This is a genomic window from Anabaena sp. UHCC 0187, from assembly GCF_009712035.1.
Taxonomy (GTDB): Bacteria; Cyanobacteriota; Cyanobacteriia; order Cyanobacteriales; family Nostocaceae; genus Dolichospermum.
In genome coordinates, this window is the sequence record NZ_VILB01000014.1 from 422,878 (window position 1) to 448,560 (window position 25,683).

Sequence of the window (25,683 nt, forward strand, 5' to 3'; positions counted from 1 at the left end):
TTAGAAATTTTTAATTGTTAGTTAGAGCGATGGGAATTGGGAATTGAAAGGACTGGGTAATAAATTTTTTCCCATTACCAATTACCAATTACCCATTACCACTGACAACTGACAACTGACCACTGACCACTGACAAAGGAACGTAAAACATGAAGGTGGCATTTCTGGGAACTGGATTGATGGGACTACCGATGGCTCAAAGGTTATTAGCTGCCGATATAGAGCTAATTGCCTATAATCGCACCCCAGAAAAATTAGAACCGCTACGGAAAGCAGGGGCGCAAATTGTGACAAAACCCCGTGAAGCCATCCGCGCTGCTGACTGTATAGTGCTAATGCTTTCTAACGCCGCAGCTATTTATCATGTACTTCTGACCGATACTTCTTGGCATACTTTATCAGGACGCAGCATCATTCAAATGGGGACAATTAATCCCTTAGAAAGCCAAGAAATCAGAGATACAGTAGTTGCGGCTGGGGGTGAATATATAGAAGCTCCTGTCCTCGGTAGTATTCCCGAAGCTCAAACTGGCAAGTTAATTGTCATGGTAGGTGGAGAGGAAGAACAGTATCAACGACACTTAAAATTACTGCAACATTTTGGAGAAAATCCTGTATACATAGGACCTGTGGGTTCTGCCTCCAATCTGACTCTGGCACTCAATCAACTCATTGCTTCTCTGACAACTAGCTTTGCTCTGAGTCTAGCGTATATCCAGTTGCAAGGCATTGATGTGGATTTGTTTATGCAAGTTCTGCGTGAAAGTAAACTTTATGCTCCCACATTTGATCAAAATTTGCGGCGGATGTTAGATGGCAATTATACTAACGCCAACTTACCGACAAAACAACTGATCAAAGAAATAGATTTATTTATCTCTGAAGCGAAATCCTTGGGTTTGAATCTCAACAGCATTGAAGGTGTAAGGCAAATCTTACACGCAACTATGAAAATGTCCTATCCAGAAGATGATTATTCATCCGTATTTCCAGCAATTCGGGAATGGGGTGAAGTCAGTGGAGGTTGAAAAAGATTGTAAAGACGTTCCATGGAACGTCTCTACAAATAACGTCTCTACAAAGGTGATGACTAAAACGGGATGTCATCTGGATCTGGTTCTGGCGTAACTCCTACAGGTGATGGAGACTGCACAGGTGCCGGTTGGTATGTCGGCTGAGGGGCTGTTACCTGGGGCATTGGTGCTGATGTCGGATAGTTTGATTCATAATTAGTCTGGCTGTAGGTTGGTGGCGCTACGGGAGTTTCATTCACTGGTGTAGTTCTTGTAGCTGCTGGTGCTGAACTGGTATAAGTACCTTGTCCGATGGCGTGAATCTTTTGGACTGTTAATTCTGCGCGTTTTGGTTGAGTCGAGGGGGAATATTATTTCCCGCCCCTCTCAGTTAGATCCGGGCGTGCGACTTTCACCGCACCCGGCTCCCGATGTTCTTAGCTTTCGCGTTTGCTCATGTGTATGTAATCGTGGCAGATGAAAGTGAATGGCTAGAAGGTTTTTAGATTTACCATTTTTGTGGTTTCCATCAACATGATGAAGATGTACCTTCTCATCACTGAGCATTTTTAATCCACAATGTCCACATCTATGGTTTTGCCGTTTGAGGGCTTTAGAGGTATGGTTGTCATAGAGCTTGCTGTTACGCTCGCTCCAATAACTCAAATCTCCGTCGTAGGGTGATTTCTCACCTCTGACATTGATGTGTTTGTTTTCGGAGTAAGGAACTGACGGGAATGCCTTATCTATTAATTGCCTACAGGTATGGCGATTCTGTTTCGTTTCCTTGTTGAATACCTTGAATGCTCTGTGATTGATGTGCCATAAGGAAAACTTCGACCCATCCATCTTGCAGAAGCGGTGGTAATTTCTCCAACCTCTGACTACAGGGGCTAATTTCTCAGCCTTCGTGGTAGCACCATAATTCGAGTTGTTGACGATGTGTTTTACTTTCTTGCGAAAAGCCTTGTAGTTATCCACTGAGGGAGTACATCTAAACTTTCCATTTTTCTGGACTTTGAAGTTCCAGCCCAGGAAGTCAAATCCATCTGTCGCGGCGGTTAGCTTTGTCTTTTTCTCACTGACTTTCATCCCCCGCTCTGCTAGGAACTGGCTGATTTTGTCAAGTATTTCTGTGGCATCGTCTTGAGGTCTAAGTATTATCACCATGTCATCGGCGTAGCGAATTGATGGCTCAATAATATATTCCTTAGGGGTTTTGTCCGTAATTCTTCGTCTAGAATCCTTGTGGTATCTATGAATACTTTCAATCCCGTTTAAGGCGATGTTAGCTAATAGTGGACTTACCACACCACCTTGAGGTGTTCCTTGTTCGGGAAATTCTGGATTGACTCCGGCTTTGAGACATCGGAAGATTCCTTGTCTTATGCTGTAAGGGGCTATGAGTCTATCCATAATGGCAGTGTGGTTTATCCTGTCAAAGCATTTTTCGATATCGAGTTCTATGACTCGCTTATCTATTCCTTTTAGCGTAGAACGTAGGTTAATGAACAAGATTTTCTGGGCATCATGTGCCGAGCGTCCAGTTCTAAATCCGTAGCTGTAGGCATGGAAGGTTGCTTCGTGCGCTGGTTCTAATGCGTATTTAATAAGACATTGGTATGCCCTGTCTGCAATAGTGGGGACTTTGAGAATTCGGTTTTTACCATCCTTTTTGGGAATGGGTATTTCACGCAATCCCTGGTGTTTCCAGTCGTTGCATTCGGTTCTAAGTTTTTCACTTAGTTCAAACCTTTGCTCGAATGAGAGCGCGGTTTTTCCGTCTATTCCCGCTGTCTTTTTCCCAGCATTTAGCTGTGTTACTTGACGGATAGCCAGTAATCTTGCTGCGGTTGATTTCAGAATCAGCTTTTGTAGGGACTTAGCTTTGCGCTTGTCGCCAACTTGAACAGCTTTGTACACGCGTTTTTGTAGGCGGAATAAGTTACGACGGAATTGCTTCCAAGGTAACGTTTTCCAGGATTCACTAGAGTTTTCTCTGTGTCTAATCATGCTCTGCGACCATTTGTGTATTCTGAACACCTTGCGAAAATTACTTCGCATCCTACCCGAATTGAGGGAGTTCCGCTGCTCGTCCAGCCTACTTATAGGGTTCGACCGCCCTTAGACCCTCAATCCGTTTTTATTCGTTCCCTCGGTTGATTGTTAATTCCTTTAGGTGTAGCCAATTCAACCACTGGATTCCCTGGACTCTAACCGCTATTCAAAGAAGATGCGGCGGGAATTAACTCCAGTAAAGTCAGGATTTTGGTGTTGTGTCCTGCTCAGGATTAGGTTGCTTTTTAAGGCTCTGTTTCACCATAGGAAATCCCCGTTAGCACCAGTGTCACCCCACAACGGATGTCTGATTGCGCCCTGTTCCCAGCTTCGACCTCCCGAAACCGAGTCGGGTCATCGTGGGCAGTTAGGGAGTCATACCTGAGTCTGGTAGATGGGACTTGCACCCATATCAGACCGAGAGTTCAACCTAATCTATTGCTAGATGGGGTTGGTTAGCTTATGTACGGATTGATTACCGTGATTCAGCTAACAACGAATCGCACTCCTTAAATCCTTCGGGGCGATCAATTGTATTCATACCTAAGCGCCCTTCAATAATAACGAGATCGCCCTGATGATAACTTTGGTGAATCTCTTTGGCTAAATTTCCCCAACCTACGACTTTTAAAGGATGGGAAGGATCTTCTGGCTTTGTTCCCGCTACATGAACGATCATTTCTGTAACTTCTAATCCATCTGGGGTATGACGCAGTTGGGGATTATCGTAAATTTCGGCCATCAAAATACAACTGTTCATCAATTTCTCCTGATTTTTAATACTTTTTCTCGCGGTGAATTTAACTGCACGAGAAAAGTCAAGCATATTAGTTAAAACAATGATCAGTATCATCATTGTCTTTCTATATTACACTTGACTAGAACGAGCATTATGTTTTGTCTGTATAGAACAATTGTACTATGTTTTTGAGAAAATCACAGTTAAGACTGTGATTTATTCGATTGATGTGATAATCCTAAAAATCCTAAAAATCCTAAAAATCATAGTTTAGACAGTTACAGCGGTTTCCGCTCTTATGAGGTACATCATAGCCCCCTCATCGCACCCCCCTCAATCCCCCCGCAGCGGGGGGAAGAAAAGGATAAACTTTGGATATTTGAGGGGGTTGGGGGTGGGGTTCTTGTACCTCATAACACCGGGAAGTGCTGTAACCGTTTCCAAGTCAGTTCTTTACCAATTTCATCCCAGTTCCAGCGCAATAAATGGGCAGGTTGATTAGGGGCAAATGTTGGTAAATTAATAGCTTGTCTAGGTGCGTCCGTAGCCAGGCTAATGGCGGTTTCTACATCACAAATTCCCCATTTGACCAGATTTTGCACTCCCACTAATAAGGGTAGGGTTGTTCCCGTTAAAGTGCCATCTTGTAATCTGGCTGTACCATTGATAATTTCAATTTGTCGGGTATCCCAAGGATAAATCCCATCAGGTAATCCTAATGGTGCAAGGGCATCACTAACAATGAATAAGTTTTCACTGGCACGGAGAAGAATTTTTAAGATTATGGGGTCAAGGTGCTGACCATCGGCAATAAAGCCACAGAAAACACGCGGATCGGTCATTGCTGCGCCTAATAACCCCGGTTCGCGGTGGTGGAGGGGGGGCATGGCGTTGAAGGCGTGGGTTATCATTGTAGCGCCTTGGGTGAAGGCTTGTTGGGCTTCAGATGCGATCGCCTGTGAATGTCCTAAACTGACGGTAATTCCCAAGGAACGCAAATATGGGATCACTTTCCCTGTGGTGTCTAATTCTGGTGCAAGGGTGATGAGTTTAACAAAATGGGCATAATCTCCTAATACCCGTTTAACTTGATCAATGGTAAGGGGGAGAAGATATTCCGCTGGATGTGCGCCGCGTTTGTAGTAGTTTAAAAATGGGCCTTCTAAATGGACTCCCAGGATTTGTGCGGAAGTTTGAGAACTGGGGGTATAATTAGCGAGAATGGCAAGCGATCGCTGAATATTTTCGATAGAAGTTGTAACTAGGGTTGGTAAATAACCATCAACTCCGGCTTCCCATAAAAATGAAGAGATATTTGGTAGCATAGAGGAATTTTCTGATGTTAATTCAGGAAATGCCAAACCTAGTCCACCATTAATTTGTAAGTCCACACCACCTAAAGAAATCCAGTCCCCAGCCACATCTAAAACTTGTAAGTTTTGTGGTGTAACTTTTTCCCATGCTGTATTCATGGACATAATTTGCTCAATTATGCCTGCTTGGTTAACTAAGATTCTTTGTAAATCTTGATAACCGGGGACTTTTGCGTTGATAATATCTACATTTGCCAGCATGGGTGTTATTTTTGTCAGTTGTCAGTTGTCAGTTGTCAGTTGTCAGTTGTCAGTTGTCAGTTGTCAGTTGTCGGTTGTCGGTTGTCAGTTCTTTCCCAGTCCCCAGTCCCCAGTCCCCAGTCCCCAGTCCCCAGTCCCCAATCCCTAAATTATATGAGTCTCGAAATTGGTATTATCATGGGTAGCGATTCCGATTTGCCTACCATGAAAGATGCGATCGCTATTTGTGAAGAATTCGGTATTGTAGTTGAAGTTGCCATTGTCTCTGCCCATCGTACCCCAGAACGGATGTTTGAGTATGCTAAAACTGCACATCAACGCGGTATTAAGGTGATTATTGCCGGGGCTGGTGGTGCGGCTCATCTTCCTGGTATGGTAGCATCTTTAACCCCTTTACCTGTGATTGGTGTTCCCGTCGCTACCCGGAATTTACAAGGTGTGGATTCTTTATATTCTATAGTACAAATGCCAGCGGGAATACCTGTAGCTACTGTTGCCATTGGTAATGCTAAAAATGCCGGACTTTTAGCTGTACAAATTCTCGCTACTGGCCAACCAGAATTACTGGAAAAAGTTCAAGCTTATCGCCAAAGTCTTTGTGATATGGTCATGGAAAAGCAAGCTAAACTAGATCAGCTTGGGTATGAACAATATTTGCAACAATAGATATTAACATAATTCCATATATAAGCAGTGAACCTTCCTATTAACACCCCAGCCCAAACCCAAAATCGCAAAGCAGATCATATCCGCATCTGTTTAGAAGATAATGTTCAGTCTCCAGCCATTACTACTGGCTTAGAAAAATATCGCTTTACCCATTCTTGTTTACCAGAACTTGATGGTAAAGATATTGACGTGAGTACGACTTTTCTAGGAAAACATCTGAATGCACCTTTGTTAATTTCCTCCATGACAGGAGGTACAGAACAAGCGGGAATTATTAACCGTCGGTTAGCAGAAGTTGCCCAAAAATACAAATTAGCAATGGGTGTAGGATCTGTAAGGGTAGCAGTAGAAAAACCTGAAGTTGCGGATACTTTCGCTGTGCGTAAATATGCGCCGGATATTCTCCTCTTTGCTAACTTAGGCGCGGTGCAGCTTAATTATGAATATGGCGTTGATGAATGTTTACGAATTATTGATCTTACCGAAGCTGATGCCCTGATCTTACATATTAACCCCTTGCAAGAGTTTATTCAACCCAGGGGTGATACTAATTTTCATGGATTGCTTGACAAAATCTCTAATTTATGCAGTAAATTGCCAATACCTGTCATTGCGAAAGAAGTAGGTAATGGCATTTCGGCGACAATGGCAGGAAAATTGATAGATGCTGGAGTGCAAGTTATTGACGTGGCTGGTGCGGGGGGTACGTCTTGGGCTTTAGTGGAAAGCGAGCGGGCGGAAACTGCCTTACAGCGGCGTTTGGGGCAAACATTTGGAGATTGGGGGATACCTACAGCCGACTGTATTACCAGTATTCGGGCGCATGATCCCTATATTCCGTTAATTGCTTCTGGGGGCTTACGCAATGGTTTAGATGTAGCCAAAGCGATCGCTCTAGGGGCTGATATTGCCGGTTTAGCAATGCCCTTCCTTAAGGCAGCGGCAGTATCGGAAGCGGCTATAGTAGAATTAACAGAGATATTAATTGCCGAAATCACCACCGTATTATTTTGCACTGCTAACAGCAACTTGTATAAATTGAAGCAATCTAACAGTTTACAATTAATAATTGACAACTGACAACTGACAACTGACAACTGACAAAAATAACTAATGACTAATTTTCTTAAACAAACCTTTGCAAGTTTAATTGGTAGTTTACTGGGACTGACTATTTTTTCTGGAGTCAGTACACTGGGATTATTATTACTATTGATTGCGGTTGCTAGTTCCCAAAATGCGGGACCAAAAGTTAAAGATAAGTCAGTGTTAGTTTTTGACTTGTCTATGAAAATCACCGATAGTGAACCTAATTCTAGTCAATTACTCCAAAAAACTCTGAGTGGTGTTGATGAAAATAGTATTACACTCCGTCAAGTTGTAGAAACTTTAGACAAAGCCGGACGTGATCAACGCATTGTGGGTATTTATCTAGATGGAACTAATGCTAATAGTGCAGTTGGCTATGCTTCTTTGAAGGAAATTCGTCAAGCATTGGAAAAATTTCGCAAAACTGGGAAGAAAATTATTGCCTATAGTACAGATTGGAGTGAACGGGAATACTATCTAAGTTCTGTAGCGAATCAAATCGTAGTTAACCCTATGGGAGCAATGGAAATGAACGGTTTAAGTTCACAACCAATGTTCTTAGCGGGAGCATTTGAAAAATACGGCGTTGGTGTGCAGATTGTGCGGGTGGGTAAATTTAAGGGTGCAGTAGAACCGTTAATTCTGAATAAACTCAGCCCAGAGAACCGGCAACAAACACAGAAATTATTAGATGATGTTTGGGGAGAATGGCGAACATCTGTAGGTAAAAGCCGAAATATTCAACCGCAAAAGTTACAAGTTATTGCCAATAGTCAAGCAATTTTAGAAGCCACAGAAGCTAAATCTAATGGTTTAGTAGATACGATTGCTTACCAAGATCAAGTATTCACCGACTTGCAAAAATTAACTGGTAATAATAAAAAAGATAAAACATTCACAAAAATTAGTCTAGGTGATTATGCAGAAGTTCCTGGAAAATCGCTAGATTCAGACAATAAAATTGCCATTGTTTATGCAGAAGGGGAAATAGTCAATGGTAGCGGTGATAGTGGCGAAGTGGGAGGTGATCGCTATGCTAAAATATTCTCAAAAATCAGGCAAAATGATCAGGTAAAAGCCGTAGTTTTAAGAATTAATAGCCCTGGTGGAAGTGCTACCGCAGCGGAAATTATGCAGCGAGAAATTAAATTAACTCGTCAAGTTAAACCCGTGATTGTCTCCATGGGTGATATGGCTGCTTCTGGTGGTTATTGGATTGCTAGTGATTCCAACCGCATTTTTGCTCAACCTAACACAATTACAGGTTCTATTGGTGTATTTGGGGTATTATTTAATGGTCAAAAATTGGGCAATAATAATGGCATAACTTGGGATTCTGTGAAAACATCCAAATTTGCAGATCAACAAACTATTTCCCGTCCTAAATCACCCCAAGAATTAGCAGTTTATCAACGCAGTGTTGACCGCATTTATAATCTATTTTTGCAAAAAGTTTCCCAAGGACGGAAATTACCAACTGCAAAAGTCGCAGAAATTGCCCAAGGACGAGTTTGGTCAGGGACAGCAGCCAAACAAATCGGTTTAGTTGATGAAATTGGTGGGTTAAATGTAGCTATTGAATATGCTGCTAAACAAGCAAAATTAGGTGCTGATTGGGAATTACAAGAATATCCCCAAATGAGTACCTTCTCAGAACGGTTATTTGGGAAAAAGTTAGAGGAAACAAAAGCCAAATTAGGTATAGAAACAACTCAAACAAAAAACCCCAATCCCCTCATCAATGAGTTAGGGAAATTCCAACAGGAAATCAATGTTTTAGAAAAAATGAATGATCCCCAAGGAATTTATACCCGCTTACCTATTAACTTCAAGATTGAATAAAAAATAATTAATTAATAATTATCTCACCCTCTCGGTAGGGGCAAACCCCCTGTGGTTGCCCCAAATACCGGGGTAGGCACGGGGACGCGGGGTAGGCGGGGTAGGCACGGGGGCGCTACCCCTACATTAAATATCAGAATCAGGATTTACAGCAGTTTCCGGTGTTATGAGGTAGATATCCAATATCCAGCGGGCAAGATGCCCGCACTACAAGAGTTTCATGATTCAGGTTTGTACCTCATAAGAGCGAAATCTGCTGTATGATTGTTGTTGGGGTGATGAAATTTGGGAGTTTTTTCTATCATCCTATAAATCCTTAAATCTTGTAAATCCTGATTCTGACAAATTAATACTACTGAAAACGATAATTGCGATAGCCACGTTCACCGGAGGAATCTCTTATGGATAAACCCGTAGGAACAGCATTACCTTGAGGATCTACTTTTACCCTAACTAATATTGGTTGTTGTCTACCATTTCTATTTTCCTGAATTTGGGAAATATCATTATTAATTTGCTGTCTTTGTTCTTCAGGAATGAAATAGGTTTCCAAACCATAATTAATCAAGCCGTCTTGATAATTACCCTTTAAAGCTACCTGATTATTAGCTAAAGAAACAGGACGATTACTACTTATTCGTATAGGTTGCCAAGATTGAAGTTCATTCCGATTAAAAGATTGTCGTTCTTGCAAAATTAAATATAAGATACTTCCTTGGGAAATTTGTCTACCTCTACGGGAATTTCTTCGCAACCAATCATTCCAACCCGGTAATCTTCTCAAAGTTTCGGGACGAGAAATATTATAATCCAAGTTTAATGAAGAACCCCGGACAACATCATTAGGATTTATCGGTACAGTTTGCAAAATTACTGTCTTACCAGTCATATCTGTATACATGGCTTGGGAAGGTACAGCCAGAATTAAACCGACTTGCACCAATAAAGGGGCAATTAATCGCCAAATCGGTAAAGGTTTATTAGCCTTCTGTTCTGTAGCCGTAAGATAATCCCGAAAAGTTAAATTTTCAGAAAATTGCATTTCTGGAGTTGAGGTTTTTTTTGATTCAGGGAAGTCATTTTTCATGGGATTAATTTAGTAATTGGTAATAGATAATAGGAAAAAATACTTTTCCCATTACTGCTAATTTTTAGATAGGAATTTATTCGCAGAGATTTATATAGGAAGAATTCAGGAGTCACTGAGTCAGGAGAAAGAAAGTAAGAGTCAAAATCTAATTTTGTGCGAGTAATGTAGCAATATCCGACAGAATATCCCCTATTAATTTGTTTTAACTGCTGAATTCTTCTTGATGAATATGTCTTCATTCTGATTGAAAATCATCCTATTAATCACCCCTGTTGTCATCTCTATTATCGCTATTGCCTCCTCTACTACTTCTATAATCACTCCCACTATTACTTCTGTTATCACCTCTATTATCGCTATTGCCTCCTTTACTACTTCTATAATCACTCCCACTATTACTTCTGTTATCACCTCTATTATCGTTATTGCCTCCACTACTACTTCTATAATTACTCCCACTATTACTTCTGTTATCGTTATTGCCTCCACTACTACTTCTATAATCACTCCCACTATTGCTTCTGTTATCGCTATTGCCTCCTTTACTACTTCTATAATCACTCCCACTATTACTTCTGTTATCGCTATTGCCTCCACTACTACTTCTATAATCACTCCCACTATTGCTTCTGTTATCGCTATTGCCTCCACTACTAGTTTTATTACCGCTATTCCCACTATTCCCACTATTCCCACTATTCCCGGTATTCCCACTATTCCCGCTATTCCCGGTATTGCCGCTATTCCCGCTATTCCCACTACCACCGCTATTGCCACTACCACCGCTATTGCCACTACCACCACCTTTATTGCCTCCGCTATTACCCCCACTATTGCTAGTTTTAGATGTAGTAAAGCGACGTTCAAACCAAAGTCCGGCAGCAATGAGGGAATAACCGCAAGTACCAAATACTAAAGCCCGGAAAAGAACATCAGTATTATACTCTAAAACCCGGCTGATAATTTGCAGAGTGAATAATAGCATACCACACCAAAAAGAGGTTCTTCTGCGTAATTTCAAACCTTCTTGAATTAATCCCCAGGCTAATATTGCCAACAAAACATTGAAGATAAAAATGCCTAGTTCAGTAATTCTGGTGATAGCTTGATGCCAAAAGGGAGTAATGAAAATGAACCCCAAAAAAGTAGTAATAATGCCAATTCTGAAAAATACTTCCCGGCGGAGTGGACTGTTGCTTTGACGAATCAGAAACAACCATTGCAACACGGCTAAACCACTGAGAATCCCTAAATCAATAATTGGCAAAGACGGCGATACATTCGATAAATTATTGGATTGATAGTAGGGAGTTAGTAATGATAAATTTCCACTATAATCTCCAGATTCCCATTGCGAACGGAAAGACAAAAGATAAAAAACTACACCAAAACAGATCAAGCCTAAATTGCGTGCCAGGGGTTGAAATAACCGATAATTAACTGTAGGAAAAAGTAAATCGTCATAACTCCAAAGTAAGGCAGGTGGTAAGGCTAAAGCAAAGGAGGCTATCCAAGAAACCACATCAGAAAATGTCAACAGTGGTAAAGGTCTGAGGTTATATTGCAAAGATAGGATAAATGCCATTACCCCCAGTCCAAAAATCCATCGGGATCTGCAAATATAAGCTAGAGGGACAAATAGCAACCATGATAATAAGGGCATATGGCGCACAGCTAAACGCGCCCAAGTCACTTCCCCAGATTCAAATCCCAAATTACCAAGTCCTATCCAATAACCGATTTGAATGAGGACAATGGCCATAATTCCCAAGGAATTGAGGGAAAGACTATAAGCCATGACTAACACCCCAAACCCCCAAGCTAAAAATAACTCGGAAGCTGAACCGCTAATATTGAATATTTGCCCCATTAACATGAGGGTTGCCCCTAAAATAAAAGCACTGAGAATTAACAATGCTTCTCCGATTGCCCGTTTACCCTCTTGTGATTTTTTACCTTGATTGGTAATCAGTGTGGGTTCTCTCCAGGTTAAAAACCCAGTAATGGCTGTGGAGAGAAACAAACTCATTAATAAGATAAACTTGACTTCCCGTGACCAACCCTGCCAATTTGCGCCTACAAGGGTCATTAAGCCTAACCCTAACAGTAAACCGCCGATGACAATGGCAATGACACCAAAACCATCACGGGTAGATTCTTCTATCTTATTAAATTGATGCCGTTTGGCTATTTGGTCATACTGGGAAGAACTAATAATTCCTTCGTCTCGCCAACGTTGTGATTCTTGGCGGAGTTTTTGCTGAAAATTGTTAAATATCATGACCTCTCCGGTAAATAAGTGTAATACCAAATCTAAAATCTTAATTTGGCATGAGTTTGAGAAGCATTAAAACAAGGTTGGCCTCTAGCCAAAAGCCAGAAGCCATATCGGAAGCACTTTGCAAACGCCATCTGAATATCGGTCAATGTCTTTTTAGTATGCAGCCAAATATATTGATTGCATTGTTCTCATGTAACAGTTTCTGTTCTGATTTAATTTTGTAGAAATTAATATGGAAAAACCTTCTAATTTATTGCTTAAAGTTACCCGGCGGTTATTTACAAATGTAGATGAACAAACAAAGTTTGTAGATGCTTTGGTTCATCCCCAACCTTTTGCACCTGCTATTCTTTGGTGTCAAGATAAACCCGATGTTTCGCCTTTTAATGTGCAAACGCCAACACATTGGCAACCGCATTTTGTAGACCGTTTATCTTTAGGAGAAAAACCTGGTAAGCATCCTCTGCATGAACAAGGATCTTTTTATTGTTTAGATTTTTCTTCGGTCTTTTCTGCTTCGGTTTTGTTGGCAATTCCTGAATCAATATCTGTAGTTTTTGATATGTGTGCTGCCCCTGGTGGTAAAAGTGTGTTTGCTTGGAGGGCTTTAAAACCTGATTTGCTAATTACTAATGAGGTGATTGGTAAGCGGTTGGGGATGTTAATTTCTAATTTAAAACGTTGCCAAATTAAACCCAGTGGGGTAGTAAATAGGGATTCTAGTATTTTTGCAGAATTGTTGCCAGCTTCGAGTAATTTGGTGATAGTTGATGCCCCTTGTACTGGGCAATCTTTACTAGCTAAGAATGAGAAAGCACCGGGATGTTTTCACTCAACTTCAATTAATAAAAGTGCCAATCGGCAAAAGCGCATTATTGCTAATTCTGCCCAAGTTGTTGCCCCTCAAGGTTATTTAGCTTATATGACTTGTACTTATTCTGTTGAGGAAAATGAGCAGGTTTGTGAATGGTTTTTGGAACGGTTTCCGCATTTTCAAGCGGTGGAAGTTGATCATTTATCTACTTTTCAATCTCGTTTAACTACTATTCCTTGTTATCGGATGTTTCCGCAATATCGGTTGGGTGCTGGTGCTTTTACGGTGTTGTTTAAAAATACGGCGGAAGGGGATGTGAAGGGGGTTGATTTAGATTCTATGTCTGCTATGTGGAGATATCAAAATATGTAATATTCTTTTGGGATGGAATTTTGAGGCTACACAAAGCCCATCTGTGTGGGCTGATTATCACACTTACAAATAAGATAAAAAATTAAACTGGCAAATTTCTTCTAAAGCTTTTTGCTGTTTTCTAATCAGTTGTCCTAATTCGGGAATACTAATTTTAATTCTTAAATTTCCATATTTATCATATGGATGAGCCTCTGTTTTTTGGTTTCTTTTTTCATTAATTTGTGTGAAATACATATTAGTAATTGGAAAATAGTCTTTAATACATCCAGAATTCAAATTTACCCCATAATCAGGTGCAGGTTTACATATTTTTAATATTTCACAAATTTTATCGTAAAGTAAATTATTGAAAGAATTAAGGTTTAATAATGATTTAGAAGAATCTATATTTCTATATTCAAAAAATATCTGAAAAGATATATTTAGCTCTTGATATATCTCGTTATCAGTCCAAATTTTTTTATTAAAAAAGTTTTCAGGAGCTAAAATTGAAAACTCATTTTTGAGGTGATGCTTTATATAATCAGTCATATCTTTAGAAAAGATATACCTGATATATTCGTTAAATTCAGATCTATCAAAATTGATTGATGTAGTCATAATCTGGAAGAATCCCAAATTTAATCCATGCAAAGCAACTAAAGAATCTTTATCTTTTAGGAGAGATTGAACAAGAGATCCCAAATAGATTGGTTCTTGAGAAATTCTAAATTTAAAATTATTGGCTTCTCGATTTAAGAAATAATTATCTGATTGAAATAATAAAATAAGTTCAATTTTATTATTTTTATAAAGCCAATAAAACATAAAATATCTAACTAACCAATGTCTGTCACTTCCTAAAAAATATCTTTGATACACATCTTCCATAAATTCTATATCTGGAAAGAATTTAAATATTAAAGCAACTACATGATGAAATAATAAATTCTGGTTACGCAAAATTTCAATCAGCCAATTTCTGACTTGATGATCTTCTGAAAAGTGTTCTCTGAGATAAAATAAAATTTCTTCAATATGAATATATAAAAATTCCCATTTATTCAAAATAATGGATTTTATATCTTCATCTTTATTGAGTTTATATAAAGAAAATTTGATTAGAGTTTTATCCAAATATTCTTCTTTTTCACTTTTTTCATTAAAGCACTCTATAAATCTTTCTTTCAACCTTCGATGAGTTTTAGATTTAAGAGATCCTTTTGCCTTTTTATATTCCTTAGTAATCGCTGAAAATTTGTTTTTCTGGCTTTTTAAAATTTTATCTAAATTATTTATTTCATTAAAGGTAATCTTGGTTGGTTGAGGAATTAACCCTAAATCTCTTGCTAGTAAATCTAGATGAGCTATTGCCTTTTGAGCAGAAATTTTATCTTTTGAGAAAATCCTTATATCATCTACGTATCTAATATATTGAATATTTAGTATTTTTCTATTTTTAAGCATCTCTAAATCGACAAAATGAAAAAGATATAAATCGGCTAGAAGTGCAGATCCAATCGGTCCTTGGGGTATTCCATGCTTACTCCTAAATGTTTTATGGTTTGAATCACTTGTAAAAGCTTCAAGTAACTTCATTAAAAGTGCGATTAATTTACTATCAACTTGAAAATTATTCTCTAATATTTGTTGCAAAATATAATGATCTATAGTATCAAAAAAAGAGGCAATATCAAAGTCAGATAAAAACTTATAACCTTCTTTATAATATTTTTTTGTGTTCTCCTCAAATTTATTCCATTGCTGTTTCCAAGGCTTAAATAGAAAAATTCTATCATTTTTATTTTCTTTTGAAGTATTATATACATTGCCAAAAATAATACTATTGTAGTAAGGTGCTATCTCATCATAAACAACATCTGCTATCGTATTAATAATAGCTTGATAAACTAATAAGTCTTTAAATTTTAATAAAGATAAAGGTCTAAAAAGATTATTCTTTTTAGGTATAAAAATTTTGTATGAACTTTCTGGCTTGAAGATGTTTTGTTCTATTTCATTCAAAAGTATTGAAATATTTTCTTCTAAGAAAAAACCAAATATTTTAATATCTTCAAAATAAAGCTCTTTGTATGGATTTCTAGATGCTGTTTGTAACCGTTGATAGGCTAAATAAAAATTTTCTAATGTTAAAAAATTATCAAACTGTTTTTCCAAAGACATATTCCCTTTGTCTCCTTCGTGCCTTCGTGGTTTATTTACTAAAAATCATTTATCCCAAGGTCAAAATACCCTGTTGAAAATTCACCACCAAAGGCAAAAACTCCAACCAACGTGAACCCAATAAAATCTCCGTCAACTGATCTCCAGCATAAACAGGAATTTCATACTCTTGATTATTTAATATCACCTTACCTAAATAAATATCAAAAATTTTTATTCCCTGTGCAGTTCGCATTCTTTGTTCACTAATAAATTCCCAATTCAAAGCATCTAAATCTTGTTTATTAATAGCCATAAAGCCTGTAAAACCTGTATCTAACAAGGTATCTACAGGCAGATTTAAACCATCAGCAGTAATTAACTCAACTTCAAAAAATAGCTGCCCCTCATCACCAAAATAACCATGTATCATATTCTCCCGGTTACTCCAGTTTCATTGATTCTAAATAGAAAGTGTATCACATGAGGATGTTTGTCTCTAGCTTGTTTACTAGCAACTTCCATATCTTGATCAACAAAATAATCACCACTATCTGGTTCTACGGCAATATACCAATTATAATGTTCTTGAATTAACTCAGGACGCACACGCTCAAAAATTGCCCGACAACGTTTGTGAAATGCTTCTCTTTCCGCTTCACGTTTAGCTAATTCTTCTGGTGATAAAGTTAATTCAGGGAAAATTCTTCCTCTTCTTGCTGGTTGTTTTGGTGTTAGCTGATTCATGTTTAGAAACTCCATTTTTACTATTTTAGTATGAGTCATAAATTAATTATCCACAAAATCAATGATCTAGTTTCTTAGTGGTGTGTTCAGTGGGTAGGGGTTTTGCACTGCTAAACCCCTACATTTTTGGGATATTTTTTAGTTAGAAATCCCAAAATACCTCACTTTGCTTTCATGTCTGCGATCGCTCCCCTAGTCATAGCCGCGATCGCTTTATCAGTCGCTTTCGGTAAGTGATAATATTTACCTCCGGCTGTTTTTGACAATTCCTTTGCAAAGCCAGTTGATACAAACTTACTCTCCGTATCAATTACCAATAACTGCATCCCGGAAGCCCTAATTCTGCAAGCAATATCTAATAATTCGGCTTTGATATCTGGCTTTTCTCCTGGTTCCATCGGTTCTCCTAAAGAACGAGCCAAAGGAATATTACCGCGACCATCAGTAATTGCCACGATTACAACCTGTCCGATATCTCCACCCATTTGGGCATTTATCCCCACCCGCACCGCTTGAGTTAAACCATGTGCTAAGGGTGAACCACCACCGCAAGGTAATCTTTCTAAGCGATTTTTAGCTAAAGCAATGGAACGGGTAGGAGGTAATAGAACTTCTGCTTGTTCTCCTCGGAAGGGTATCAAAGATACTTGATCACGATTTTGATATGCTTCTGTTAACAATTGCATGACTGCACCTTTAGCAGATTGCATCCGATTTAAAGCCATTGAACCAGAAGCATCCACAACAAAGACCACTAAAGCACCAGCTTTTCTCACCAACCGCTTAGAACGGATATCTCCCTGTTCAACAATGACCTTTTTATCAGGTTGTCTAGCTCGACGTGCTTTTTGATACGGGGCTGCGGCTCGCAATGTGGCATCTACGGCGATGCGTCGCGCCTTACCTTTGGGAATCATCGGCTTAATATACCGTCCCCTATCGTCTGAGAAGATAATACTGCGACTGCCAGATTTACCTTGCTTTTGTGCCATTTGCGTAAAATAAAGCACTTCTGGGTCGAGAATTACCCCTTCTGGATCAAAGATAAATTCTTCGGGAATATCTGGGGGTTCTTGCTGTTCTTGATCTTCTTCTTTTTCCTCTTCCTGTTCTTCCTCTTGTTCTTCTTCTTGTTCCGACTCGTCTTGACTTTCTTGTGGTGGTGGGGGAGGTGGTGGTGGTTGCTGTTCGTCTGGTGGAGTTTGAATAATTGTGGTTCGGGGAACTATCACCAATTCCACCGCACGACGTAAATCTTCGGCATTGACGGTATTGCGTCCTTCTAAGGCTGCTGCGGCTTTGGCTACGCGCACTGCAAATAGTTCAGCGCGGTGTCCCTCCACACCTCCGCGAATGGCTTCATTGACGAGGTAGGTAATTTGTTCTTGGCTAATGGTGACTTCTTTTAACCATTCCCGTGCCAGGATGATTTGGGTTTTGAGTGAGTCTATGTCTTCGCTGTATTGTTGGAGGAATTCTGAGGGAGATTTAGAATAGGAGATCGCTTGTTCGACTGCTTGTACTCTTTGATCTATACCCAGAACTCCGTCTGCTGATAGGGCGATCGCTATTCTATCAAGTAAATGTTCTCTGAGCGCCCCTTCTTCTGGGTTGTAAGTGGCAATAAACAAGGTTTTACAAGGATGTTGAAAACTGATCCCTTCCCGTTCAATTTGGTTACGTCCGTCCGATAATACCGATAAAAGTTGGTTACTAATTTGGTCATCTAATAAATTGATTTCATCCACATACAGCACACCCCGGTTGGCTGTAGCGAGTAACCCCGGTTGAAAAATTGTATCACCTTGTTTAACCGACTGTTCCACGTCCACAGAACCTAAAAGCCGGTCTTCCGTAATCCCCAAAGGAATTTGCAAAAAAGGTGCAGGGATAATTGCTGTTTCTATCTCCTGTCTTGCTTCTGCTAAGAGTTTATCATCCCATTCTTCTGGGTGGTTGGGGTCACAGTTGCTAACGGAATCTTTAACAACTTCAATGGGTGGTAATAAAGCGTGAATAGCACGCGCCATCACAGATTTAGCCGTACCGCGACGACCTGCAATTACCACACCCCCCAAAGCGGGATCTACTGCTGTCAATAGCAAGGCTATCTTAATTGCTTCTTGACCGACTACAGCAGTCAGGGGAAAAGCAGTCATTGTCGGGGCAATAGTAGGCGCAGGCATTGTTTTTTTAATAGTTATTATCGTTTTATCATAGCAATTTCTGGCACATTTTAGAATAAGTTCCCAAAGGAGCAAGATATATAACTATGATTCAAGTTAAACGCTTCACCTTAGAAAAATATCACAAACTCACAGAATTAGGTTTTTTCGTGTAGTCTTCAAGGCTTATAATTTATATATTGAATCTCAGCAATATATCTGTACAAGTTTAATTTTATAAAAATGAATGTTACTCCCTGGATAAAATATCTAAAACGCCCTATTCTAGAAAAGCATTTACTGTTACCTGGTGTATTGACTGCACTGTTATCAATGGGATTATGGCAAGTAGGTGCTTGGCAACCCTTAGAGTTAATAGGATTTAATTTATTATTCAAAACACGCAACTATTTACCTCATGGGGATTGGGATTCGCGGATTGTTGTCATTGGCATTGATGATCATACATTATCAAAGTATGGAGAGTTTCCACTATCACGCAATCGCTATACTCAATTATTAGAAACTTTAGAACCTTCTCCTCCCTCCACAATTGGTTTTGATATTTTATTTACTGAACCGACTAGTGCAGATGCAAAACTAGCTGAAGCCATGGAAATAAATGGACAAATTGTCTTAGCAATTGCACCTGGTTTACATTCACAAACTCTGCTTCCTGTTCCCATTCTAGATCGTGTTACTGCTAAAGGACACATAGTTAGTAATGCCGATGTAGATGGGGTAACTCGTCAATTATCCCTCTATATTAATCAAGTTCCTGCCCTCAGTATTAGATTATTGGAGGCATACAACAATAGCTTACAGCAGACTTTTACTACAGATAATAATTCCCGAAAACCACCAATTTTATTACCACCTCCAAAACCTGGAAAAAAAATTCAATCTGTGTGGATTAATTGGATAGCACCAATTCAGAAACTCCCTACTTATTCTTTTGTAGATGTTATCGGAAAAAAGGTAAATCCAGCTAATTTAAAAAATAAAATTGTCTTAATTGGGTTAACTGCTACTGGTGCAAATGACCCATTAAAAACTCCTTTTGAGAAAGCACAACCCACGGCTGGTATTTATCTCCATGCTGCTGCTATTGATAATCTTCTTAATAACCGATTTCTCAAAAAATTATCCTGGACATGGGAACTATTCTTATTGTTTTGTATTGGTATTAGTTCCAGCTTTATCCTCACTCCTTTACAATTCAAGCAACGAACTATACTGTTAGGATTAATGCCTTTTACTTGGTTTACTTTATCAGTTTTAGTATTAATAACCTCTAATTTTTGGTTGCCAATTGCTGCTCCCATTGGTACAATGTTTTTAGCTGGGTTAACTGTGCAGTGGCAAGAACAAAAAGAAAAACAACAATTAATGAGTTTATTTGCTCGTCATGTTTCCTCAGAAACAGCAGATTTAATTTGGCAAAATCGAAACCAAATTTTTCAAAATGGCCAATTAGATGCTCAAGAAATGATCGCAACTGTTTTATTTACTGATATTCGCAGCTTTACTACTATTTCTGAAGGCATGAAACCCAAAGATTTACTTGATTGGTTAAACTCCTATTTAGGTGCTATGGCTGAGTGTATTCAAAAACATCATGGAGTAATTGATAAATATATTGGAGATGCGGTAATGGCTGTTTTTGGTATTCCCTTTCCCCACACTGAAACCGCAGAAATTAAACAAGATGCTATTAATGCTGTGTCGGCAGCAATTTCTATGCAAGAAAGATTGATAATATTAAATCAGGAATTAGAACGATTGGGTAAACCTGCTATTCATATCGGTATTGGTATTCATACAGGTTTAGTAGTTGCTGGTAGTATTGGTGGATATCAAAGATTGAATTATTCTGTATTAGGAGATGCTGTGAATATTGCGGCTCGGTTGGAACAACTTAATAAAAATGTTAAAGAGGAAAATCCTTATAGTATCTTAATTAGTGAAACTACATTTCAACTAGTTAAACAGCATTTTCATACTCAAAAATTAGAGCAGTTACAGCTACGAGGACGACAACAATTAACTTTGATTTATTCTATTACTGGAGTTAGAAAAGAAAATTAAAATTCTATATTTCTTATATTGAGTTAAAATATAAATAATGACCAAAATGCGTTAATTAAAAGTGATTATAAATCATGAACCAGCGACTAACCCAAGAACAATTAAACCAAATAATTGCTGAAGTTCAAGGACTGCAATTACGTCAAGAAGCCGAACTTAATCAACAACAGGTTAGGGAAATTTTACAAGATTTGCATTTACCACCTGAATTATTAGATGAAGCTTTAATTCAAGTTCAGCGTAAACAAGCTTTAGAAGTTCAACAACGCCGCAATAAACTGATTGCTTTTGGTGTAGCTGCGACTATAATAATAGGAATAGGATTAACTGTATTTTTTAACAAGCAACAAAGTTCTTTATTAGCTAATATTTCTGCACAACAGGACAGAATTACTCTAGAATCAAATAATGGGAATTTAAAAAATATCTCCCGTCAAACTAATTCAGAACTTTTTTATCGGGTGACTTTAAAAGATGCACCTATCGGCAAAAAACTCAATCTTTCTTGTAATTGGATTGACCCCAGTGGTCAAATTGTCAAGCAAAATAATTATCAAACCCGTGAAGTTAAAACTTCTGTTTGGGATACTTTTTGTCGTTATACTATTAATCCTACGGCGAATGTGGGTAATTGGAAAGTGGAAATGTTTCTTGACAATCGGAAAATTAGTGAAGAATCTTTTGTGGTGCAATAGTTATGTTTCCTTTTCATTTTATTGGTTATTGGGGTAAGGATAAAAAAGAGGTTTTCACGCAGAGATGCAGAGGCACAGAGAGAGGGTTTGAGGGAGAAAATTTTTTTTGGAATGTTGTTTATGTTGGTTGTGATTCTGTACCTGTGTTACCGCAAAATACGATTGCGGGTATTTCTGCTGGGGGATTTTCTGATGCTTTTGATGTTTGGGTGAGGTTAGAAGAGGATAAGTTGATTTTGGGGAGGGAAGCTTTTGGACGAGTTTCTTTATTTTGGACTCAGCAAGGTGGGGTGATTTGGTTTGCTTCTCAATTACAATTACTTTTAGAAGTTATGGAAAAACCAGAAGTTAATATTTATGGTTTATATGGTTATAGTTGTTTTTCCTATGTTCCTAATCCTCTAACTCCGGTAAATGAAGTGTTTTCTGTAGCTGCGGGAACTGAGATTGTTTGGGAAAATATCGGTTCTCCTCAATTTCGGACTATTTATCAATGGTGTGAATCAACGTCACAAATTCAAGATGAAAATACCGCAGTTTCTCAATTACAAGTTTTACTAAAAAATTCTCTTCAAAAACAAATTGCTGATTTAAAAGATGAACCTGTGGGGGTTTTTCTGTCTGGGGGTTTAGATTCTTCCATTGTTGCGGCTTTGTTGGTACAAGCTGGGGTGAAAGTTCGTGCTTATACTTTGGATTTTGGGAATGTGGGAATTCCTGAATATCCCTATGCTGAACAAGTAGCAGCATTTTTAAATATTCCTTTAGTTAAAGTTGATGCCAGTCCTGCTAAGATTAAACAGGCTCTAATTCCTACTATCAAAGCTTTAGATTCGCCTTTTGGTGACGGTGTAACTGTTCCTTTATATCTTCTCAATCAAGTTGCTAGTCAAGAAACACAAGTAATTTTTAATGGTGAAGGTGGTGATCAATTATTTGCCGGTTGGACTAATAAACCTTTAATTGCTGCGGGTATTTATCAAGGGGAACATCCTCATAAAGAAGAAAGTTTTATTCACCAATATCTGCGGACTTTTCACCGTCTTTGGGGTTATGAATCTAGTCTGTATCAGCCGGAAATATATGCCCAGATTCAAGGTTTAAATGCTCAAGAATGGCTGTTAGATGCTCTTGATGCTAGTTTTTGTCCTTCATTATTACATCGCCTCCGGCGTGCCAGTTTGATGTTAAAAGGAGCGCAAAATATTCATCCTCGTGCAACTGCGTTGGGTTTTGCTCATGGGTTGGTTGTGCGATCGCCTTTTTGTGATTTACTGTTAGCAGAATGGACTTTTCAGCTATCGGGTGAACTGTGTCTACATGGTGCTTGTGAGAAGTATATTCTCAAACGGGCTGTAGAAAATTTGCTACCGTCAGAAATTGTTTGGCGACAAAAACGCGGTATGGGTGTTCCCTTAACCTCTTGGTGTTTAAATGATTATTGGCATGATATCGGTAATTGGTTAAATCCGGGTATACTAAGTTCGGATAACTGCTTTTTTCCTGATATTGCGTCACAAATTGTTACAGGTGAATTAGGGGGTGCAATTCAAGGACGACGAATAGGTGAAAGTTTGTGGTTATTGATAATGTGGCAACTTTGGCGTTATCATGTTTTTGGTTCTAAATTAGGCAAAAAGTCTTTATATCATCCATTTATTTTACCTCGATGGTTATGGAAAAAGTACCAGCAATTCCCAATTTAGAATTAGAACTTGCACAAGAATTATTGCAAGTTTATGGTTCTCCTTTATATGTTTATAATGGCGATATTTTACGCCAAACTATTGCCAGGATTACAAAAGCTATTAGTTATCCTCAGACAAAGTTTCATTTTGCTAGTGTTACCAATGGCAATATTGCTTTATTGAAAATATTTAAAGCCGCTGGTTGGGGACTTCATGCTAATACTCCTGGTGATATTTATTTGGGTTTAAATGCAGGTTTTGATCCCAGTGATATTGTTTATAGTGGTAGTAATTTGCATCGAGAGGAAATGGCACAGGTTCTTGATTGGGGTGTGACTACTCTCAATTTGGATAGTATTTCTCAGTTGCATTTGTGTTGTGAGGTTTTTTTATTTCGCGCAAAGACGCAAAGAAGCAAAGGCGCAAAGTTAAATATCGGTTTGCGGTTGAATGTGTCGGAGGATAGTCGTATTGGTGTTAGTTCGGTTGATTTTGATGAGGCTGTTTCTATTGCTTCTGCTGCGGGGTTGAAGGTAAGGGGTTTACATTTTTATCGCGGTACGGGAACTAATGCAACGACCGCTTTTACTGATGTTATTGATTCGGTTTTAGAGATTGCAAAAAAGTTACCAGATTGGCAATATTTAGATTTTGGGGGTGGTTTTGGTTATCCATATCATCACAATAGTGCAGCTTTTGATTGGGAGATTTTTGGTAATGAGTTAAGTACGAGAATTGGCAGTTTAGGAAGAAATATTAATTTGGTAATTGAGCCAGGACGTGCTGCTGTAGCTGGTTGTGCTACTATGTTGGCTAAGGTTGTTTCTGTGAAATGGCAAGGAAAAAAACAAGTTATTGGTGTTGATTCTACTGTTGCTAATATTTCTATTCCTGCTGTACATGGAGGTTATCGAGAAATTGTAACTTGGAAAAATCCAACTTCTGAAAAGTATTTAACTGATGTTTGTGGAAATACAACTTACTCACGGGATTATTTAGGGAAAAGTTGTCAACTTCCTGCTTTAGAAGTTGGGGATATTATTAATATTTTAGATGTTGGTGCTTATGGTTATGCAATGTCTTCACATTTTTTACATCGTCCCAAACCAGCGGAAGTATTACTAGAAAATACCACACATCGTTTAATTCGTAAACGGGAAGATTATAGTGTTTTACTTGATAATCAAATATTCTAAAAGGAAAGATCCCTGACTTCTACGATTAATTATTAATTTAATGACAAAATCAAAAAAGAAGTCGGGGATCTGAGATAACAATTTTTAACCAACTCAAAACTAATAAAACTATGAAATGTATTAAATGCGGAACTGATAATAATTTAAAAGACAGAACAGCAAATCAAGGAAGATGTACTAAATGTAATCATCCTTTTGCTTTTGAACCCACAAGTATGGGAACTGTAAAAATTACAGATCCTATGTTTGCTAAAATCATTAATGATATTTCTGCTAATAACACTTTATTTTTTACACCCAAACAACTGCTTTACTTTTTAGATAGTCGTTTGAGAAATAAATCATTTAATCCATTAGGATTTGCTGGAGTTTACATTTTCTTTAATGTTTGGGTAACAGGCTTTTTTGGTGGTATGTTCAGTGGAATACTGGGATTTAATTCTTTTTTAACTGCAAATGTAATTTATCAAATTTGCGTAGTAATTTATTTATTTAATAATACGAAATCTGTTAAACTCAATCATGCTAGTCGCAAAGACAGTGCTAAATCTTTACAAAGACTAGGAATTTTGATTTTAGTTGCTGGAATACCAGTAAGTTTGTTTGTATTTCAGTCGTTCATTCTATTTGTTAGTTTTGTCAGTATAGGAATGTATTCCCTATTTTTGGGAACTCAACAATTAGGAAAAGTTGGCAAATTAATACAAGAATTTTTAATTTCTCAAACCCGATTACAAGAATGGTTAAACCGCTGGGAACAAATCAATAATGTCCCTGAAAAAATTCTTCCTTCCCCACGACAAGAAATAGCACCAGCTAGAATAAATCCTGATGTCACTGCTTATAGCTTTGATAGATTAGTAGTTTGTGATAGTGCTACTATTGCCCAATTCTTAATTGCTAATAATTTCCACTTTGAAAATAATTGTGCAATTCTCAGCATTACTGGTTATCCCCAAAGTATTTTCAATACAACAATGGAAATGCTTCGCAGAAACCCAGATTTAAAAGTTTTTACAATCCATGATTGTAGTCCTAAAGGTGTGAGTTTAGTTAATCATCTTCGCACCAGTGAACGGTGGTTTCTCAATAGCAATGTGAAAATTATTGACATTGGACTTTTACCCAGACAAATCATAGCTACTAAGCGAGGAATGTTTATCCAATCTTCTCCAGATTTAGCAACCGCAGCTAAACAATTACCTGGAGAAATTCGTCAAAGTTTAACTGCTGAAGAATTGGCTTGGTTAGATGCTGGTAATTTTGTTGAGTTGGAATCTTTTACTCCACAAAGGTTAATTCAAGTTCTGCGAAGTGGTATTTCTGGAAGTTCTAATTTGGAAAGTGATGATAATAGTTTGATTTTAATTGGTGATTCAGGAAATGATATTTATATGGTGGAAAGTTTTGGTTAATTT

The 25,683-nt window shown here is 38.2% G+C and carries 17 protein-coding genes and 3 pseudogenes; 10 read left to right on the forward strand and 10 right to left on the reverse strand.

Going from position 1 to position 25,683, the window contains the following annotated elements; translation table 11 throughout:
* Nucleotides 1–149: 149 nt before the first annotated feature.
* The gene (locus tag FJR11_RS18345; RefSeq protein WP_168506248.1) at nucleotides 150–1,028 is read left to right on the forward strand and encodes an NAD(P)-dependent oxidoreductase; all 879 of its coding nucleotides are present in this window, start codon (nucleotides 150–152) and stop codon (nucleotides 1,026–1,028) included.
* Between the two features lie 62 nt (nucleotides 1,029–1,090).
* On the opposite strand, the gene FJR11_RS18350 is transcribed toward FJR11_RS18345, so the two are convergent.
* From FJR11_RS18350 to nagA, 4 genes and pseudogenes are all read right to left on the reverse strand, one after another.
* Nucleotides 1,091–1,273 carry a hypothetical protein gene (locus FJR11_RS18350; protein ID WP_174763110.1) on the reverse strand — a complete coding sequence of 61 codons (183 nt, stop codon included), beginning with the start codon at nucleotides 1,271–1,273 and terminating at the stop codon, nucleotides 1,091–1,093.
* Nucleotides 1,274–1,450: 177 nt separating this feature from the next.
* A pseudogene (locus tag FJR11_RS18355) lies at nucleotides 1,451–3,026 on the reverse strand (group II intron reverse transcriptase/maturase).
* Nucleotides 3,027–3,576: 550 nt separating this feature from the next.
* A pseudogene (locus FJR11_RS18360) lies at nucleotides 3,577–3,831 on the reverse strand (single-stranded DNA-binding protein); the annotation flags it as partial.
* Nucleotides 3,832–4,220: 389 nt separating this feature from the next.
* Entirely contained in the window at nucleotides 4,221–5,384 is a 1,164-nt protein-coding gene (gene nagA, locus FJR11_RS18365) for an N-acetylglucosamine-6-phosphate deacetylase (RefSeq protein ID WP_254444781.1), read from the reverse strand.
* A 153-nt stretch (nucleotides 5,385–5,537) separates the two neighbouring features.
* Here nagA and purE point away from each other — a divergent pair, with 153 nt between their 5' ends.
* The 3 genes from purE to sppA are packed head-to-tail and all read left to right on the forward strand — an operon-like array spanning nucleotide 5,538 to nucleotide 8,984.
* A complete protein-coding gene (gene purE, locus FJR11_RS18375; protein ID WP_168506253.1) occupies nucleotides 5,538–6,050 on the forward strand; it encodes a 5-(carboxyamino)imidazole ribonucleotide mutase in 513 nt (170 codons plus the stop codon).
* Nucleotides 6,051–6,077: 27 nt separating this feature from the next.
* A complete protein-coding gene (gene fni, locus FJR11_RS18380; RefSeq protein WP_168506255.1) occupies nucleotides 6,078–7,133 on the forward strand; it encodes a type 2 isopentenyl-diphosphate Delta-isomerase in 1,056 nt (351 codons plus the stop codon).
* 33 nt (nucleotides 7,134–7,166) lie between these two features.
* Entirely contained in the window at nucleotides 7,167–8,984 is a 1,818-nt protein-coding gene (sppA, locus tag FJR11_RS18385) for a signal peptide peptidase SppA (RefSeq protein WP_168506257.1), read from the forward strand.
* A 352-nt stretch (nucleotides 8,985–9,336) separates the two neighbouring features.
* Here the strand turns inward: sppA and FJR11_RS18390 are convergent, their stop codons facing one another.
* Nucleotides 9,337–10,071: a GDYXXLXY domain-containing protein gene (locus FJR11_RS18390; RefSeq protein WP_168506260.1), complete on the reverse strand. Its 735-nt coding sequence runs from the start codon at nucleotides 10,069–10,071 to the stop codon at nucleotides 9,337–9,339.
* 832 nt (nucleotides 10,072–10,903) lie between these two features.
* Nucleotides 10,904–12,355 (reverse strand): annotated as a pseudogene (locus FJR11_RS18395) (DUF2157 domain-containing protein); the annotation flags it as partial.
* Nucleotides 12,356–12,587: 232 nt separating this feature from the next.
* On the opposite strand from FJR11_RS18395, the gene FJR11_RS18400 reads away from it, so the two are divergent.
* Nucleotides 12,588–13,541, forward strand: coding sequence for an RsmB/NOP family class I SAM-dependent RNA methyltransferase (locus FJR11_RS18400; protein WP_168506261.1), 954 nt, complete (start codon nucleotides 12,588–12,590; stop codon nucleotides 13,539–13,541).
* A 63-nt stretch (nucleotides 13,542–13,604) separates the two neighbouring features.
* On the opposite strand, the gene FJR11_RS18405 is transcribed toward FJR11_RS18400, so the two are convergent.
* The 4 genes from FJR11_RS18405 to bchD all read right to left on the reverse strand — a co-directional run bounded on the left by FJR11_RS18405 (nucleotide 13,605) and on the right by bchD (nucleotide 18,619).
* Nucleotides 13,605–15,707 carry an RNA-directed DNA polymerase gene (locus tag FJR11_RS18405; protein ID WP_217358243.1) on the reverse strand — a complete coding sequence of 701 codons (2,103 nt, stop codon included), beginning with the start codon at nucleotides 15,705–15,707 and terminating at the stop codon, nucleotides 13,605–13,607.
* Nucleotides 15,708–15,756: 49 nt separating this feature from the next.
* Complete coding sequence (locus FJR11_RS18410) at nucleotides 15,757–16,119, reverse strand: aspartyl protease (protein ID WP_168506263.1); 363 nt, start codon at nucleotides 16,117–16,119, stop codon at nucleotides 15,757–15,759.
* A complete protein-coding gene (locus tag FJR11_RS18415; protein ID WP_168506265.1) occupies nucleotides 16,116–16,433 on the reverse strand; it encodes a hypothetical protein in 318 nt (105 codons plus the stop codon). The genes FJR11_RS18410 and FJR11_RS18415 overlap by 4 nt, the downstream gene beginning before the upstream one ends.
* 161 nt (nucleotides 16,434–16,594) lie before the next feature.
* Nucleotides 16,595–18,619 carry a magnesium chelatase ATPase subunit D gene (bchD, locus tag FJR11_RS18420; RefSeq protein ID WP_168506267.1) on the reverse strand — a complete coding sequence of 675 codons (2,025 nt, stop codon included), beginning with the start codon at nucleotides 18,617–18,619 and terminating at the stop codon, nucleotides 16,595–16,597.
* Between the two features lie 222 nt (nucleotides 18,620–18,841).
* Here bchD and FJR11_RS18425 point away from each other — a divergent pair, with 222 nt between their 5' ends.
* The 5 genes from FJR11_RS18425 to FJR11_RS18445 all read left to right on the forward strand — a co-directional run bounded on the left by FJR11_RS18425 (nucleotide 18,842) and on the right by FJR11_RS18445 (nucleotide 25,680).
* Entirely contained in the window at nucleotides 18,842–20,686 is a 1,845-nt protein-coding gene (locus FJR11_RS18425) for a CHASE2 domain-containing protein (protein WP_168506269.1), read from the forward strand.
* 74 nt (nucleotides 20,687–20,760) lie between these two features.
* Entirely contained in the window at nucleotides 20,761–21,381 is a 621-nt protein-coding gene (locus FJR11_RS18430; RefSeq protein ID WP_168506271.1) for a DUF3859 domain-containing protein, read from the forward strand.
* 2 nt (nucleotides 21,382–21,383) lie between these two features.
* Nucleotides 21,384–23,087 (forward strand): asparagine synthetase B, encoded by a 1,704-nt coding sequence (locus FJR11_RS18435; RefSeq protein WP_168506273.1) that lies wholly within the window; start codon nucleotides 21,384–21,386, stop codon nucleotides 23,085–23,087.
* Nucleotides 23,057–24,265, forward strand: a complete 1,209-nt coding sequence (locus FJR11_RS18440) for a decarboxylase (protein WP_254444782.1) — start codon at nucleotides 23,057–23,059, stop codon at nucleotides 24,263–24,265. Before FJR11_RS18435 ends, FJR11_RS18440 begins: the two co-directional genes overlap by 31 nt.
* Before the next feature lie 110 nt (nucleotides 24,266–24,375).
* A complete protein-coding gene (locus tag FJR11_RS18445) occupies nucleotides 24,376–25,680 on the forward strand; it encodes a hypothetical protein (protein WP_168506277.1) in 1,305 nt (434 codons plus the stop codon).
* The last annotated feature ends 3 nt before the right edge of the window (nucleotides 25,681–25,683 follow it).